This window comes from Rhodococcus sp. NPDC060176 (genome assembly GCF_042728675.1).
GTDB lineage: Bacteria > Actinomycetota > Actinomycetes > Mycobacteriales > Mycobacteriaceae > Rhodococcus_F.
On sequence record NZ_JBHWYS010000004.1, the window covers coordinates 268926 to 283293 of the forward strand.

A 14368-nucleotide genomic window follows, 5' to 3' on the forward strand; every position below is an offset into this window, starting at 1 on the left:
ACAGTTACGACTGGTAACGAATCGGGCCCGGCGTCCAGGTGCCAGAACGCGTCTCGGTGGTGACGTTCATTTGCGCGGGAACTGCGTCCGAATCGAGCGGTGTGTACTGCTCGAGCGAACCCCAGTCACGATCCCAGTCGTTGTCCAGATAGGTCGGCAATGCCCTGGCCGAGAGCAGTTCGGTAGTCCAGCCGAGCGGCCCGCCGCCGTAGTGGTCCTGCCAGGCGTTGGTGGACTCCGCGCCGATGCGGTCGGGCAGGATGCGCCAGTCGGGGATCTCGGCGACGCCGTACAGGTGATCCACCGGACGTTGGCACGGGAAGGCCAGACCGACAGCCCAGTCCATCAGCACGGGATCGGTGGATCCGACGACGTCCTGCAGGGTGCGCATGGTCGGCACTCGTGGCGGTGTGACCGCCAGCCACTGGTCGGCACTGATGTCGGTGTCACTGGCCACCAGACGCACGGTGTCGGCGTCGGCGGGCAGCTGATCCATCGGAACGCGCAGGTTGCGCCACGACGGCGACGGGCCGATGTCGATCGGATCGACACGTCCCAGTGCGTCGACGCTCCCATCTGCCTGCTTCTTGCCGTACTCGACCTGCAGGACCGCACCGGGGGTGACGATGCCGTCGGAGTTGACGTAGCGGATGCGTCCGGCGGCCGCGACGGTCAGGAGCGGTGCGGCGTCGTTGCGCTCGGGCAGTGAGTACCAACCGGTGGTCAGCGCAGCAGCCTGCGCAGCCCCGTAACTACCGAGCACCGGGGTTTTTGCGGGGTCGAGCCCGAACGGGAGCGCGACATTGCTGCCGTTGACGCCCGCCGTCGACTGCGAGCCACCGGCGGTGCCGGATCCGGTTCCCGGCGTGGTGGTGCCGGACTGCGAGGTCGAGGTGTCGAGGCTGTTTGCACTGCCTGCCGTCGAATCTTCGGCGTCGGCCGTGAGGTCGCCGGCGACTCCGTCCGGCGAGAATCCGGTCGACTCACTCGCGCCGAACGCACCCGCGCCGGCGAGATCGGTGGGCCGATCCGTCAATTGCAGAACGCCGGCGTTCGGATCGGACTCCACGAGTACCTCGCCCGCGAGACCGCAGCTTCCGCCGAAGACCGATTCGATGTTGGACTTGCCGATCGAATACGCGGGGTACTGAGCAACCGCGCCCTTGAGTAGGGACAGCACCTCGAACAGCACTACGGCTCCGGCGGCGATGGTCAACGGTGACGGGGCGAGAAGGCGGAGTCGCCTTGTCTTCTTGACGCTGTCCTCCGCTCCGTTTCGCTCGCGCGGCTCCATGACGTGGTACCACGCGGCTAACAGGAGCGCGAGGATCGTCAGACCGAGGAAGGCCGTCGAGAATCCCTTGCCGGCGATTGACGGCGGCTTGTCCCACCACGGGACGCCGTAACTCGAGACGTACCACCAGCCGTTGGAGCTGGTGAACGCCACAGCGAGGATGAACAGGATGCCCGCGGCGAACAGCGCGCGGTTTCGTTTCGAACGCATGCTCGACGCACTCACGCCGACGGCGGCGAGCACGGCAACCGTGGCGGCCAGACCGGCGTACACACCGAAGTGGTGAGTCCACTTGGTGGGGGTGAACTGCATCAGGAGCAGTGACGCGAACACGATGCCGAGGATCCGGCGCGACGGCCCGATCGCGGTGCCCGGGATCCGGCCCTTGCGCAGGATCATCATGACGCAGAAGACGAGCCCGACAATCATGACGAACATGCCGAAGCGGCGCGCCAACGAACCGTCGGGGGAGATGGTCATCAATGCGTCCCAACGCAACCGTTCCTCGAACCACGGAACGTTCGGCCCGACGGCCGTTCGCACCCTCGTCGACTCGAGAACTGTCGCGAGGGTTTGATCTGCGAAGACCGCGACGAGAACCACGGTTCCGGCCGCGAGGATCGGCATGATCTGAGACAGGAAGCCGACGCGTTTGCCACGGGCGATCAGGATCTGCAGGATCGGCCGGGCGCCGGCGATCAACGCGCCGATCGCGATCAGCCCGGAAGGGCCGGCGGCCAATGAGAATGCGGCGATCAGCACTGCCATCGCGGCGGGCAACAGTCGTCCGGTGGCGATCGCGCGTTCGATGGAGCACCAGGTGAGCAGAGCGCCGAGGGCGATGATGGGCTCGGGACGCAGGCCGTTGTTGTACGGCAACCAGAAGGCCAGGAACACGAGCCCGCCAGTCCAGATGGCAACCTTGTTGCGGCGCACCGCAACCCCGAGTCGCGGGATCACCTCGCGGCTGATGACCATCCAGCACAGAATGCCGGCGATCAACGCGGGCAGGCGCATCCACATGCTCGCGGTGCTGACCTTCGCGAACAGTGCCAGCACGTCGTAGTACCAACCGAACGGCGCTTCGGGGACTCCGAACCAGCGGAAGTAGTTGGCCATGTACCCGGAGTGCTCCGAGACTCGGGCCATGCCGAGCAGGTAACCGTCGTCGGAAGTGTTGGCGCCGAACACATGCCACAGAGCCAGCGTGCCGATCACCAGGGCGTCGATGCCGGTGAACTTCCACCATCGCGCCGGCAGGAACCGCCGCGCACGACGGCCGTCGACGCCGTCGATCCGGTGCAGTGCGTACAGCGAGACGATGGTCGAGAGTGCCGCGACGATCATCGCGAACAGTTTGAGAAATGTGGGGCTGGACGAGAACCGGGAGTCGACGTCCATGTGGGCGGACAGTCCGGCGGGCGCTGCGCCCTGCAAGTCGGTGAAGATGCCGACAACCTGTGGGCGGTAGTCGCCGGTCAGGGTGGTGCCGACGCCGTCGACACCGGTGACGGCCGCGACGGTCTGCTCGGAGTTGGTCGTGATGGTGAGCGCGGTGCATCCGCCGAGTTGATCGAGCGGAGCTGAGATCAGAACCGAATCGCGAGTGAGTGCTTCGAGGCGGTCGGCAGTGGTGCGGACGGTGAGGCCGCGTGCGTTTCGGTCCGGCGCCCCGTTCGGCATGGTCGAGAGCAGTGTGCCGCCGCTGCCGCCCAACTGGCCGAGGGTGGAACAGGGGATGCTGATGTCGAGCGATGTGGGCGAGTAGGAGATCAGCGGCGACGAAACGCTGTTGACGGTCCCACCCTGCGGCCAGTCGATGCTTGCGGCTTCCTGCTTGACAGGCAGGAACGGCGTCGCAAGTGCAAGAAGCAGGCCCAGAAGGCCGGTGACTATCGCGATGAGTCGTGCCGTCCGGACTCTCTGGGAATCCGATTCTCGGGGAGCTTCGGGGCCAGTGGGCACGGGTTTCGGGGGCACTACTACTTCAGACGGCACAAGGAACGATGTTAGGCGAGTGTGGGCCCGCACATCCTGAGAGAACTACTCAGGATGCAACTTCCTGTTGGGATTGTGGTGTTTCAAGTGTTCGGGCGATGGTGTCGAGTGAAATACCCAACACTTCCGCGACCGCGCTGATGGTGAAGAAGGCGGGTGTCGCGATGCGGCCGGTTTCGATCTTGCGCAGCGTTTCGACCGAGATGCCGGCGTCGAGCGCTACCTGAACCATGCTTCGGTCTCCCCGTGCCGATCGCAGGAGTTCACCCAGTCGTAGTCCTCGTTCGAGTTCTTCCGCCGTCAGCGGTACGCGCACCATGTGCTTATAGTAATACCGGTATAGTTATTCGACAAGGAAGGTGTTCGAGATGGTCGAAATCAAGACCGCAGGCGAAATCGACGCGATGGCGGCGGCGGGAAGAATCACGGCGCAGGCTCTGGCTGCAGCGCGTGAGGCGGCGAGCGTCGGGGTGACGTTGCTCGAATTGGACGCCGTTGCCGCGGAGGTTATTTCGGCGGCCGGTGCCTCGGCACTGTTCTTGAACTATCGGCCGGCAACGGCGCCGACACCGTTCCCCGGTGCCATCTGTGCGAGCGTGAACGATGCTGTGGTGCACGGTATCCCGAATGGGTACCGACTCCGTGACGGTGACCTGGTCAGCATCGACTGCGGTGCGAGACTCGACGGATGGTGCGGCGACTCCGCCATCAGCTTCACTGTCGGGCAGGGGAGCAGTGAGGATCAGGCACTGATCGACGCGACCGATCAGGCACTGGCCCGCGGGATCGCCGCCGCCCAGCCCGGAAACCGATTGGGCGACATCGGTGCCGCGATCGGACAGTACGCGCGCGGCCTCGGATACGGCATGCTCGCCGATCACGGTGGTCACGGCATCGGCCGTGAGATGCACGAAGGACCGGACGTGCCCAACGAAGGTCGAGCAGGCAAAGGCTTCCGGCTGCGTCCCGGCCTGGTCATCGCCATCGAACCGATGCTCATCGCCGACGGAACCGACGACTACCGGCACGACGCCGACGGGTGGACCCTTCGTACCGTTTCGGGCGCCAGGGCTGCGCACAGTGAGCACACTGTCGCGATCACCGAAGACGGTCCGGTGATCATGACTCGCTGATCAACCCCGCCGTTGACTAGCTCTGGTTCGAGGTCTTGCCGCTCACGAGGTCTCGTACGTCCCACACCCACACGTCGTCGACGCGCTTGGCCTCGAAGCCGACCAGTTCGTCGACAGTGTGGCGCAGGGCGTCGTCGCCTTTGAATCGCGGAAGTACCAGAACGTCGGCGTGCCAGTACCGCAGGTCAGTCAGTGCGTTCGCCCTGGTGCCCACGTCGATCAACGGGACCTTGCCGGTTTGTTTGGTATTGACCAGCAGGGTCGAGGTGGGCCGGGACTCGGCGCCGTAGATTCCGGCGCGGGTCTTCGAATCCGGGCCGACGAAGTATCCGCCGGCAATCGGGAACCCGAAGTCGGCGTCGACCTGCCAACTCAGTGCGCGGGCGTCTTCCGCGCTCGCGACGGGGACCGTCACCAGGGTGCCGTCGCTGACGTAGTTCTCCCACGAGCCGCTGGTGATGAATTCGGGCGTCGCAGATCGTTGATCGGCGTCGATGGGCGTCGGAATGAGAGGAATCATCGCGACGGCGAGAGCCACCAGCCAGACACCGGCAGCAGTGCGGCGCGGTCCACGAAGTTCGACAAAGGCGCGGTAGGTGCCGAGGGTGAGCAGCAGTCCGATCGCCGGAATCGCGCCCATGGCGAAACGGGATTCGAGCACCGATTCGAACAGCGGCAGGTCGGCGAGGAGTTTCCACGGCAGGGTGATGCCGGTCTTGTCACCGTCGATGATCAGTTCGGAACCGAGCGAGAGCACACCCATGACCACGATCACGGCGGCGGCAGCGCGGGTCAGACGGATGCGCCACAACCACACCGTGGCACCGAGGAGCAGGATCACCAGCGGCCACCCGAAGTACGCGTTCTCCTCGGTCGGGTTCATCCGGAACTCGGCGCCCTCGGGATCTCCCGCAACCGATTCGGTCGGGAACGTGGTGAGGGCAGCGGTGTCGTTGCCGGCCTGGCCGTGTGAGACGCCGTCGTAGCTCGCTGGGCCGAAGAACTGCGACCACAGCGGCACTGCGGTGATCAGCAGTGTGACTGCACCGCCGATCACGAGGCCGGGCATCGCACGCTTGATCGCCTGGCGCGACTTGGCCAGGCCGGGCAGGGCATACGCGGCGCCGAACACCATCGCCGACATCGTGAAGATGAGGAGCGGCTCTTCGCCGAGGAAGATCTGCCACGCGACGAGCAGGCCGAGAACGATTCCGTCGCGAACCGGGCGCTTGCCGTTCGAGATGCGCACTACCTGCAAGAAGATGAACGGAAGCACGAAGAACGCGACGAAGTTCGGATGGCCGTTGGCATGCGAGATCATGGCCGGTGCAAATCCGCAGAACCCCGCGCCGACGGCGGCGGCGACCTTGGAGCGGACCGAGACGCCGGTCAGTACGTGCCGCGAGAATGCCCAGTACCAGGCGATAGCGGTGCCGCCGAGGCCGGCAGTCAGCCCGATCGCATACGTGGCCGTGGGTCCGAAGATCAGCGTGATCGGGGCCAGCGGGATGCTGATCCCGAACATGGCGGTATTGGCCATCAGGTTCACGCCGAGTGGGTAGTTCTGCAGGTCACTGAACAGCGGGCTGCGGAACTGGGCGAGCGCGTGGGCGGTGTCGGCGAAGAACCATTCCCACATCGCCTGGTCGCGGCCCGCGTTGAACAGGTAGCCGGACTGCAGATCGCTCCACAGGTTCGACATCACGTAGATCGCCGCGACGGTGAACGTCACCATGATCGCGAGATCGACCAGACGGCCGCGCTGGACGACCGAGCGTCTGATTGCTGAACGGACTCGCCCTGGACGTGCTTCTTCGAGCAGTTGGACGTCGGGCAGGGTCTCGGTCATGCAGTCGGTGCCTTTCGGTTCTGGCGCCCATCCCTGAAGTGGCGTTCTCAGAAGTTCGGGGTGGCCTACTTAGGTCTCGATTCGATAACTTCCACTGTCAGAGTAACGAACAAAACGGTTCGCGTCCGCGAGCGGGCGCAGTCAGCGAGACAAACCGGTCCGCCCGACTTGTCCGGAAAGTAATGTTTTCGTGCATCGTTTGACGGGTTCGTGACCGGGGTATCGCAACAAGGATCTTGCTCGCGTTTGTTCAGGCAGCCCCGACGAATCCCATCCTCGACGAAGAGTTGGAACCTACGTCCGGGGCCTATACCGGATGGGATGGTGCTTGTGCATGTCGAAGACAGCAGTTCGTAGTAGCGCAGTGGGAGCAGTGGCCCTGTTGGCCGTTGTCCTGGGGGGTGGGACGGCGTCGGCAGGCGTCGACAACACCAGTTCGATCACCGACGTCAAAGGAAATCGGATAGAGGTCTACCAAGCAGATACCGCTATCCACGTCTTTCCGCCACTCGACAGCTCGCCGCTGAGCGTCGAGTTCTTCCACGACGGGGTTGCCGGCGTGAAGATCGACGGGCCGGATGCAGCAAGTTTCACCGGAACCAAGCTGACGATCGGCTATCAGATCGGTTACCCGATCGCGTTGACCGGCGCGACGGTCGTTCTCAACAGTCCCGGTCTGGACTGGGCGATAGACAGTGGCACCGACATCGGCATCGGACTCATACCAGACCCGGCGCTGGGCGTGGACTTCACCAATCACTTCATTCTCGGCGGTGACATCATTCCGTCGCAGGAACTCGATGTCGATCTGGCGCCGGGCGGTATCACCGACGTCGCGCTACTCGAGGATCAGACATTCGACGGTCCCGAGGCCGCTGTCCGCCTGTCCGGTATTCACGGATACGTACAGGGAGCAATCGGGCCGGTGACTATCAGACCGTACGCGAAGGCAGTCACGTCGAATGGCGATACCGTCGTCACTTACGGTGTACCGCAGAGGCTTTAGCGGAAGCGGGTGCTCCCGCCGTCACGCTGCAACAGCGTGATGGTGGGGGCTCTCCGCCTTGCGTATGGTCGAATCGGTGCCGCGTATAGGCGAAGCGTCTGCCCAATGGGCACTGCGGGAAACACTGACGAGTTTCGCGACCAACCGTGCCGCGATCCACACGAGGTACACGGCGGTGATCAGAAGCAGGAGTGCCCAGTCGTGCGCGAAGAATCCGACTATCCCGCCGACCGTGAACGCGAGGGCGACAAAGACGACACGTCCGCCCACATCGGTCTCGACCAGGTACTCGGGCTCGACCGGATCGTCGGGTTCGCTCGATTCATCGATGTCCCCGGCCGATTCAGCCTTGGACCTCTCGTGGTGTTCGGTCGGGATCTCGAGTAGCTCACCCCATTCGAGCACCGCAACGGTGTGCGCGGTGTCGGTCGGGATCGTGCGGTAATCGCGAGACTCGGAAACGTCGATGAGAGCCCTTGCCAGAGTGAGGACTTCGATGCGGTTGCGAATCGCGACGCTCAACACTTCGTGAAAGGCCTGCTCGCGCCCGAACGGTTTGCCGCGTGCAATGACCAGAACATGCTCTGCGGAATCGAGAACTGCACGATGCGGTACTAGCTCGCGGCTTTGCGCAACGAGTTCGCTCACTGTCATCACCTACCCCGCCGGTGGTTGATGCGGCCGTTTGCTCGACTGCGCTTGGAGGGGCTGAGTACCCCGGCAGTTTCGGAAACAAACTCGCCGGGTGGCGTGTCAGATTTGCGCAGCCGGGGCCGAGAGTGCTCCGAGGCAACTTTCGATCAGGTCAGCAGCGATCACGTGAGCCCGATCGCGGCTGTCGACGCGACCCTCCCACGTGGCAAACGTGACGACGGTGAGCACGGTCAGAGTTCCCGCCCGAAGTTCGGCAATGTCTGTCGGCAACGACGAAGCAGCGATGATCCGCCGCTGAACTTCGCGGAAGCTCTCGGCCTGCATGTGATCGCGGATGGTCGACGACATGGCCGGGTCGAAGATCGACTGCACCAGGAACCGCGCGTACAAAGTGCCCTCGCGGTAGATGGTCTGTTCTGCCAACGGCAGGACGAGAGCCTCGACGAGGGCACGCATGGTCGGCGGATTCGGGTCGAGATCGATCATGTCGAGAAACTCACGCCGACGGTCAGCGGCAGGTCGCATTCTGGACTCGACGACTGCCGCCAGCAAACCTTCACGTGAACCGAAGTGATACTGCGCGGCCGACTTGTTGGCCTGACCGGCTTCGGTCTGAACGTCACGAAGCGTCAGAGCGGCCAGGCCTCGTTCGGCAACCAGACGCTCGGCTGCATCGATCATTGCCGCTCGGGCATCGGTTCGGGTCACGGTATGAAGTTAGGGGTGCGTCGGGGTCGCGTCAACGACCCCGACGGTAAGCCTTTTGTGACGTATCTCCTGGTTAGTTCGCGTCAGAGCGGGTAGCGACCACAAACGGACCCTGCTCTGTGACGGTGAAACGAGGATCGTCGAACAGTTCCTTGGGGAACGTGACCGTGTAGCGGCGGACGTTCGGGTCGTTGGGATAGACGTCCTCGGCCAACCGCAGTGTGTACCCGTCGGCGCCCTGGCGGAAGACGAAGGCGTCGGGGCTGCGCCACGGCGCCGAGTCCAGCGCAGCTATCAGTTCGTCAGGGGTCTTCAGTTCCGACCACTGCTCGATCAGCGCGGCGCGCGCACGGAAATCGGCGAGGGGGTTTGCGTAGTGCGACGTCAGCCCTTGGAAACCGAAGTACGGGTAGAAACTCAGGAAGCCGATGTCGGCGGTGAGCACCACCGTGTCACGGGGTTCGCGTCCCAACTGCTCGCGGATGATCCGGTCGATGTCGGCGTAATTGGCCTCGGCGCCCGGTGGTCGCTTGTCGCCGCGCTCGCCGTTGCCGTCGGTATCGCTGTATGCCACAGCGATATCCGGCGCCAGCACCTGCGGGATGTTCTGCGCGAAAGCGATGGCTCCGATGACACCGAGTGCAACGAGTACCGCTTTGACTCGGGGATTCTCGCTGGTGGCCAGCACGATCCAGCCCGCGAACTCGAAGAAACCGAACACGCCGGCGGCCGCGAGAAGTCCGATCAGTACCGGCTCGAGCCGGAATCCGAGGAGCGTGCTGCCGGCAACGGTGAACGTCATGGACAGCAGCGCCCACAGGTACACGGCGATGACGCCGATACCGAGTGCTCGGGCGCGGCGGGAGAACAGGAAACGCGAAATCAGCCAGACCGTGCCGAGCAGGCACAGGCCGCCGACGAGCGAGAAACTCAGCATCGGGAAGGGCAGCACCGCACCGGAATCTGGGAGGTAGTGCATTGCGGTGCCGGACTCTGCAGTGGCACCGGAGAGTGCCTTCAGCAGGTATGGCGCCCAAACGGTCAGAGCAACCAGACCCGAGATGATTGCAATTGCTGCAAGTCGAATGAGGGGTCCCAGTGCGGCTTTCCACGTGTTCTGGGCGCGGGCGGCAAGTACTGCGGCAACGACGGCCATCAGAGTCACTGCGAACGCGGCGAATCCGAGATACAGCGTGTAGACGGTTGCGGCAAAACCGAGGAACAGGCCCGTCCCGAGAATTGCGCCGGCTCCGGCAAATCGAGAAGCACCCGGGCGATCGAGCGCACCCCACGCCAGGATCAGCACCGGCGGGATCAGGAGGTTGATGACGGCGCCGTATGCCTCGGGGGAGTTGTACGCCAACACGACGGCAGTGACGGCCAATGCTGCGACGACGGCCCAATCGCGTCGAATCAGCTTGGTCCACAACACGAGTGCTACGACGGCGACGACCGCCAGGGAGCCGATCGCGTACGGCTTGAACGCTTCCCAACCGTCCATACCCAGCAGGTTCGCGACGCGTCCACCGACCCAGAACCAGCCGGCCGGGTAGAACGGCGGCAGATCCACGTACGTCATGTCCTGCAGCGCAGCCGAATCCGTCAGCCGGGTCAGGTACTCGGTGCGGAACTGCTGATCGACCGAGACGCCGTGCAGATACAGACTCGTCGCGGCGAGGGGAAGTCCGAGCGTCGTGGTGACGAAGCCGGAGAGCCCGGCCCACGAGAGGAGTTTTGCGACCCGCTCGGCCTTGCGGGCACGGAACATCAGAACCGCAACACCGACCACTGCGATGCAGAGCACCTGCAGCACCGTCGTGACTGCCTGCGTGACGTTGGAAGAGGTGAACGCCGGCCACTGCACTCGGCCGAAAGCAAAGAGCCCGACAGCAGCTACAACAGCGGCGACCAGCGCTCCGAGGGCCATTTCCACCACCGTCGCCGCGGCATTACGCCACGGCGACGGGGTCGAAAGGTCTGTACTCGGAGCAGTTGTTGTTTCTGGCACGGGAGGAGCTTAAACCGGCAACTTCCGGAAGATCGGGCGCGGCACGTGGCGCAGGCCCATCATGACGAAGCGCCAGGGGCCGGGAGTCCAGACGATTTCCTTGCCCTTGTCCGAGGCGGCAACAGCGAGCTTCGCGACGATGTCCTTGTTGACCGTCAGCGGAGCTTCCTTGACGTGGGCACTGAACTGCGTGCGCACCATGCCGGGACGAACGACGGTCACCTGCGGTCCGAATTCCGCGAGAGCCTCGCCGAGCCCGAGGTAGAAACCGTCGAGGCCTGCCTTGGTGGAGCCGTAGACGAAGTTGGCACGCTTGACGCGCTCGCCGGCAACCGACGACATCGCGATGATCTTGCCGAAGCCCTGAGCCTTCATCTTCTCGCCGAGAAGAACACCGACCGAGACGGAAGCGGTGTAGTTGACGTTTGCCACCAGAACGGCCTTGCGCTGGTTCTGCCACAGCTCTTCGGAGTCACCGTCCAGTGCGAAGGCGACGATGGCGACATCGACGTCACCGTTCGAGAACGCCTGGTCGATCACCTTCGGGTGCGACTCGAAATCAACGGCGTCGAAGTCGATGAGCTCCACCGAGGTGGCGCCCTTGGCTTCGAGCTGCTTGACCGCAGCTTCGCGTCCCGGATCGCCGGGGAGCGCCGCCAGAACGACGCGCAACGGCGCCTTCTTCAGGTACTCCTCACAGATGGCGAGGCCGATCTCGGAGGTTCCACCGAGAAGCAAAACGGTTTGCGGGTTACCTACAGCGTTGATCACAGTTCCAGCCTTCTGGACATATCGGAGGCGAAAACGCCTGTGGGGTCGTACTTGCGGCGCGTCGCGATCCACTCGTCGATGCGCGGGTACATGGCGTGGAAGGTTTCCGCGGACGTCCGCGAGTCCTTGGCCGTGTACAGGCGTCCGCCGAATTCGAGGACACGCTTGTCGAGTTCGGTGACGAACTCGTTCAGGCCCGGCTTGATGCGGAAGTCGACGCAGATGTTCCAGCCCGGGATCGGGAAGCTCAGCGGCGCCTGATTGCCTTCGCCGAAGAGCTTGAACACGTTGAGGAACGAGTAGTGCCCGCTGCGCTGGATGTCGACGATGATCTTCTTGAACTCGTCGACGGCCTCCGGCGGAACCACGAACTGGTACTGCAGGAATCCGTTGGATCCGTACGCCCGGTTCCACTCACCGAACATGTCGAGCGGGTGGTAGAACTGCGTCAGATTCTGGACCTTGCCGCGGTACTTGCCGGACTTGCGGAACCAGACCTCACCGATCGCGGTGAAGTTGAACTTGTTGGCCAGCCCGTTGGGGAAGACGTCGGGGAACGTCAACAACTGCGGTGCGTCGAACGCGAGCGGGTTCTTCTGCAGCTTGGCCGGAAGCTGGTCGAGCTTCGCCAACGATCCGCGCGAGACTGCCGCACGACCGAGCTTCGGGGGCGCGGAAATCGCGTCGAACCAGGCGCTCGAGTACTCGTAGTTGGCCTCGCTGCCGTCGCTGTGCAGCGCGATGGTCTCGTCGAGGCTGTTGGTGACGTCGCCGTCGGCGATGAAGTACGCCGTCTCGGTCGGTGTCATCTTGATGGTCGCCCGCAAGATGATGCCCGTCAGGCCCATGCCGCCGATCGTGGCCCAGAACAATGCGGCTTTGGGGTCGTTGCGTCCGCCCTTGGGGGTGAGCGTGCGCACCTTGCCGTCGGCCGTCAGCAGATCCAACGACACGACGTGGTTGCCGAAGCTGCCCGCGCTGTGGTGGTTCTTGCCGTGGATATCCGAGCCGATGGCGCCGCCGATCGTGACCTGGCGAGTACCCGGCAGGACCGGAACCCACAGGCCGAACGGCAGAGCAGCCTTCATCAGCTGATCAAGATTCACGCCGGCGTCGACGTCCACCAGAGCGGTGTCGCGATCGATGCGGTGGATGCGGTCGAGTGCATTCATGTCGATGACCAGGCCGCCGGCGTTCTGCGCTGGGTCACCATACGAGCGGCCGAGGCCGCGCGCGATGACGCCCCGTCGCAGATGCGAGGGCTTGGAATCGTTCTGTTCCGCAACCTGGGCGACCGCGTTCGCGATCACTTCCACGTCGGGGGTGGACAGCACCTGTGCAGTGGTGGCGGCGGTGCGTCCCCAACCGGTGAGGGTGCGGGCTTGGGTGTGGAGAGCCGGCTTCGGCGTCTCTTCTGCTGTCGTGGACATCAAGGTAGAGGTTACCTGGGAGTAGTGCCGACGGCTCCGACTCGAGTGGTTACTCTCGTCGTCGTGCCCGAAACACCTGCAAGTCACCAGCACGAACCCCACGTCCCGCTGCCCGTCGAGATTCCTGTCACGACGGACATCGCCGACGACGCGTTGGACCTGAAAACGCAGATCGTCCGGTTCGTCGCGACGGGTGGGTTGTCGGCGGTCGTGGACTACGGGCTGTATGCGCTGCTCCACGCGTTGGGGCTGTCGTACACCGCAGCAAAAGCTCTGAGCTTCGTTGCCGGTACCACCACGGCGTATCTGATCAATCGCCGGTGGACGTTCAAGGCCGAGCCTTCGCGCGCCCGGTTTATCGCTGTTGTCGTGCTGTACGCGGTGACCTTTGCCGTTCAGGTCGGGCTCAACGCAGTGATGTTGCATGTGCTCGCCGACGAGTGGTGGCGCATGCCGCTGGCCTTCGTCATCGCGCAGGGCACCGCGACGGTCATCAACTTCATCGTTCAGCGGGCAGTGATCTTCAAGATCAAGTAACGGTTCGGGGTGGATTAGCGCATTCGTCCGGTTTCTCGAGAGAGAATCGAGCCCATGATCATCGTTCTCGATTCTTCGGCCCTGACCAGGGGTGCACGGTTCGACACCGCAATCGCCGACGCGCGCGCACTAGGACACCGCGTCGTCGTGCCGCGATTGGTCGTACTCGAGGTTGCGAGCCGCTACCGCGAGGAATCGGCGGAGATGATCGCGGCCCTGAGCGTCCAGGCGCGCATGTACGACCGACTGGGATTGCGGCGCGACCTCACGAGGTTTGTCGACGCGGCTCACGACAAGGCCGACGGCTACGTCGACGACGTGATCGAAGACCTCGTGGCGATCGGCGTCGAAGTGGTCGATCCAGTCGACGTTTCGCATCTCGAGGTGGCCGAGAGGGCGATCTCGCTGCGTCGGCCCTATACCGACAAGAAGAAGCGAGACGGTTACCCGGCGACCCTGAACTGGCTGACCGTGCTCGATCTCGCCGACCGGAACCCGGGCGTCGACGTGATCTGGGTCAGCTCCGACGCACGGGCATACGGCGACGGCGAAGACGGGGTCTGGCATGGCGATCTCACGCGTGAACTTGCGGCGCGTGGCCTCGAGTATCGGGTCCGGTGGGCGTCGGACATCCCGGTGATCGACGGACCGGTTCAGGTGGAGGAAGTCGCTGAGCCGACCCCCGAGGCCCAGGTTGTTCAGGGTTTTGTGGAGCCGGAAGCGGTGGTTCCCGCAGAGATTCCCGAACCCGTGGCTCCCGCAGAGGTTGCCGAATCCGCGGCACCGGCAGTAGCTCCCGCACCCAAGCCCGTTCAGCGCGCAGCGCGAACGAGAGTTGCGCCTCAGCGCATAGAACCCGCCCCGAAAGCTCAGTCCGGCGGACTGCGCGGTCTGGGCAAGGTCATCGGCGGGCGGAAACGAAAGGTCACGATCGTCGACGATCTCGACGAAGTCGACCTCTTCGGTGCCTGATCGCTTCT

12 protein-coding genes are annotated in these 14368 nt (G+C 64.1%); 4 read left to right on the forward strand and 8 right to left on the reverse strand.

Annotated features, from left to right (window positions below; all coding sequences use genetic code 11):
- Positions 1–4: 4 nt before the first annotated feature.
- Both ACFWEM_RS20815 and ACFWEM_RS20820 read right to left on the reverse strand, forming a co-directional pair.
- Positions 5–3259, reverse strand: coding sequence for an arabinosyltransferase domain-containing protein (locus ACFWEM_RS20815; RefSeq protein ID WP_378537156.1), 3255 nt, complete (start codon positions 3257–3259; stop codon positions 5–7).
- Between the two features lie 82 nt (positions 3260–3341).
- On the reverse strand, positions 3342–3611 hold the full coding sequence (locus ACFWEM_RS20820; protein ID WP_378536549.1) for a helix-turn-helix domain-containing protein: 270 nt from the start codon (positions 3609–3611) through the stop codon (positions 3342–3344).
- A 49-nt stretch (positions 3612–3660) separates the two neighbouring features.
- Between ACFWEM_RS20820 and map the strand changes: the two genes are divergently transcribed.
- Positions 3661–4425: a type I methionyl aminopeptidase gene (gene map, locus ACFWEM_RS20825; RefSeq protein WP_378536551.1), complete on the forward strand. Its 765-nt coding sequence runs from the start codon at positions 3661–3663 to the stop codon at positions 4423–4425.
- A 16-nt stretch (positions 4426–4441) separates the two neighbouring features.
- On the opposite strand, the gene ACFWEM_RS20830 is transcribed toward map, so the two are convergent.
- Positions 4442–6274 carry a glycosyl transferase gene (locus ACFWEM_RS20830; RefSeq protein WP_378536553.1) on the reverse strand — a complete coding sequence of 611 codons (1833 nt, stop codon included), beginning with the start codon at positions 6272–6274 and terminating at the stop codon, positions 4442–4444.
- 316 nt (positions 6275–6590) lie between these two features.
- Here ACFWEM_RS20830 and ACFWEM_RS20835 point away from each other — a divergent pair, with 316 nt between their 5' ends.
- Positions 6591–7280, forward strand: a complete 690-nt coding sequence (locus ACFWEM_RS20835) for an MspA family porin (RefSeq protein ID WP_378536555.1) — start codon at positions 6591–6593, stop codon at positions 7278–7280.
- Positions 7281–7301: 21 nt separating this feature from the next.
- Here ACFWEM_RS20835 and ACFWEM_RS20840 read toward each other — a convergent pair whose 3' ends face one another.
- The 5 genes from ACFWEM_RS20840 to ACFWEM_RS20860 form a co-directional block, all read right to left on the reverse strand.
- A complete protein-coding gene (locus tag ACFWEM_RS20840; protein ID WP_378536557.1) occupies positions 7302–7934 on the reverse strand; it encodes a hypothetical protein in 633 nt (210 codons plus the stop codon).
- 99 nt (positions 7935–8033) lie between these two features.
- Positions 8034–8642, reverse strand: a complete 609-nt coding sequence (locus tag ACFWEM_RS20845; RefSeq protein WP_378536559.1) for a TetR family transcriptional regulator — start codon at positions 8640–8642, stop codon at positions 8034–8036.
- Between the two features lie 73 nt (positions 8643–8715).
- The gene (locus tag ACFWEM_RS20850) at positions 8716–10569 is read right to left on the reverse strand and encodes a galactan 5-O-arabinofuranosyltransferase (RefSeq protein ID WP_378537159.1); all 1854 of its coding nucleotides are present in this window, start codon (positions 10567–10569) and stop codon (positions 8716–8718) included.
- Between the two features lie 90 nt (positions 10570–10659).
- Positions 10660–11421 carry a decaprenylphospho-beta-D-erythro-pentofuranosid-2-ulose 2-reductase gene (locus tag ACFWEM_RS20855; RefSeq protein ID WP_007731800.1) on the reverse strand — a complete coding sequence of 254 codons (762 nt, stop codon included), beginning with the start codon at positions 11419–11421 and terminating at the stop codon, positions 10660–10662.
- Entirely contained in the window at positions 11418–12851 is a 1434-nt protein-coding gene (locus ACFWEM_RS20860) for an FAD-binding oxidoreductase (protein WP_230817627.1), read from the reverse strand. The genes ACFWEM_RS20855 and ACFWEM_RS20860 overlap by 4 nt, the downstream gene beginning before the upstream one ends.
- A 63-nt stretch (positions 12852–12914) precedes the next feature.
- On the opposite strand from ACFWEM_RS20860, the gene ACFWEM_RS20865 reads away from it, so the two are divergent.
- Entirely contained in the window at positions 12915–13388 is a 474-nt protein-coding gene (locus tag ACFWEM_RS20865; protein WP_378536563.1) for a GtrA family protein, read from the forward strand.
- A 54-nt stretch (positions 13389–13442) separates the two neighbouring features.
- Complete coding sequence (locus tag ACFWEM_RS20870; RefSeq protein WP_378536565.1) at positions 13443–14360, forward strand: PIN domain-containing protein; 918 nt, start codon at positions 13443–13445, stop codon at positions 14358–14360.
- Positions 14361–14368 lie beyond the last annotated feature (8 nt).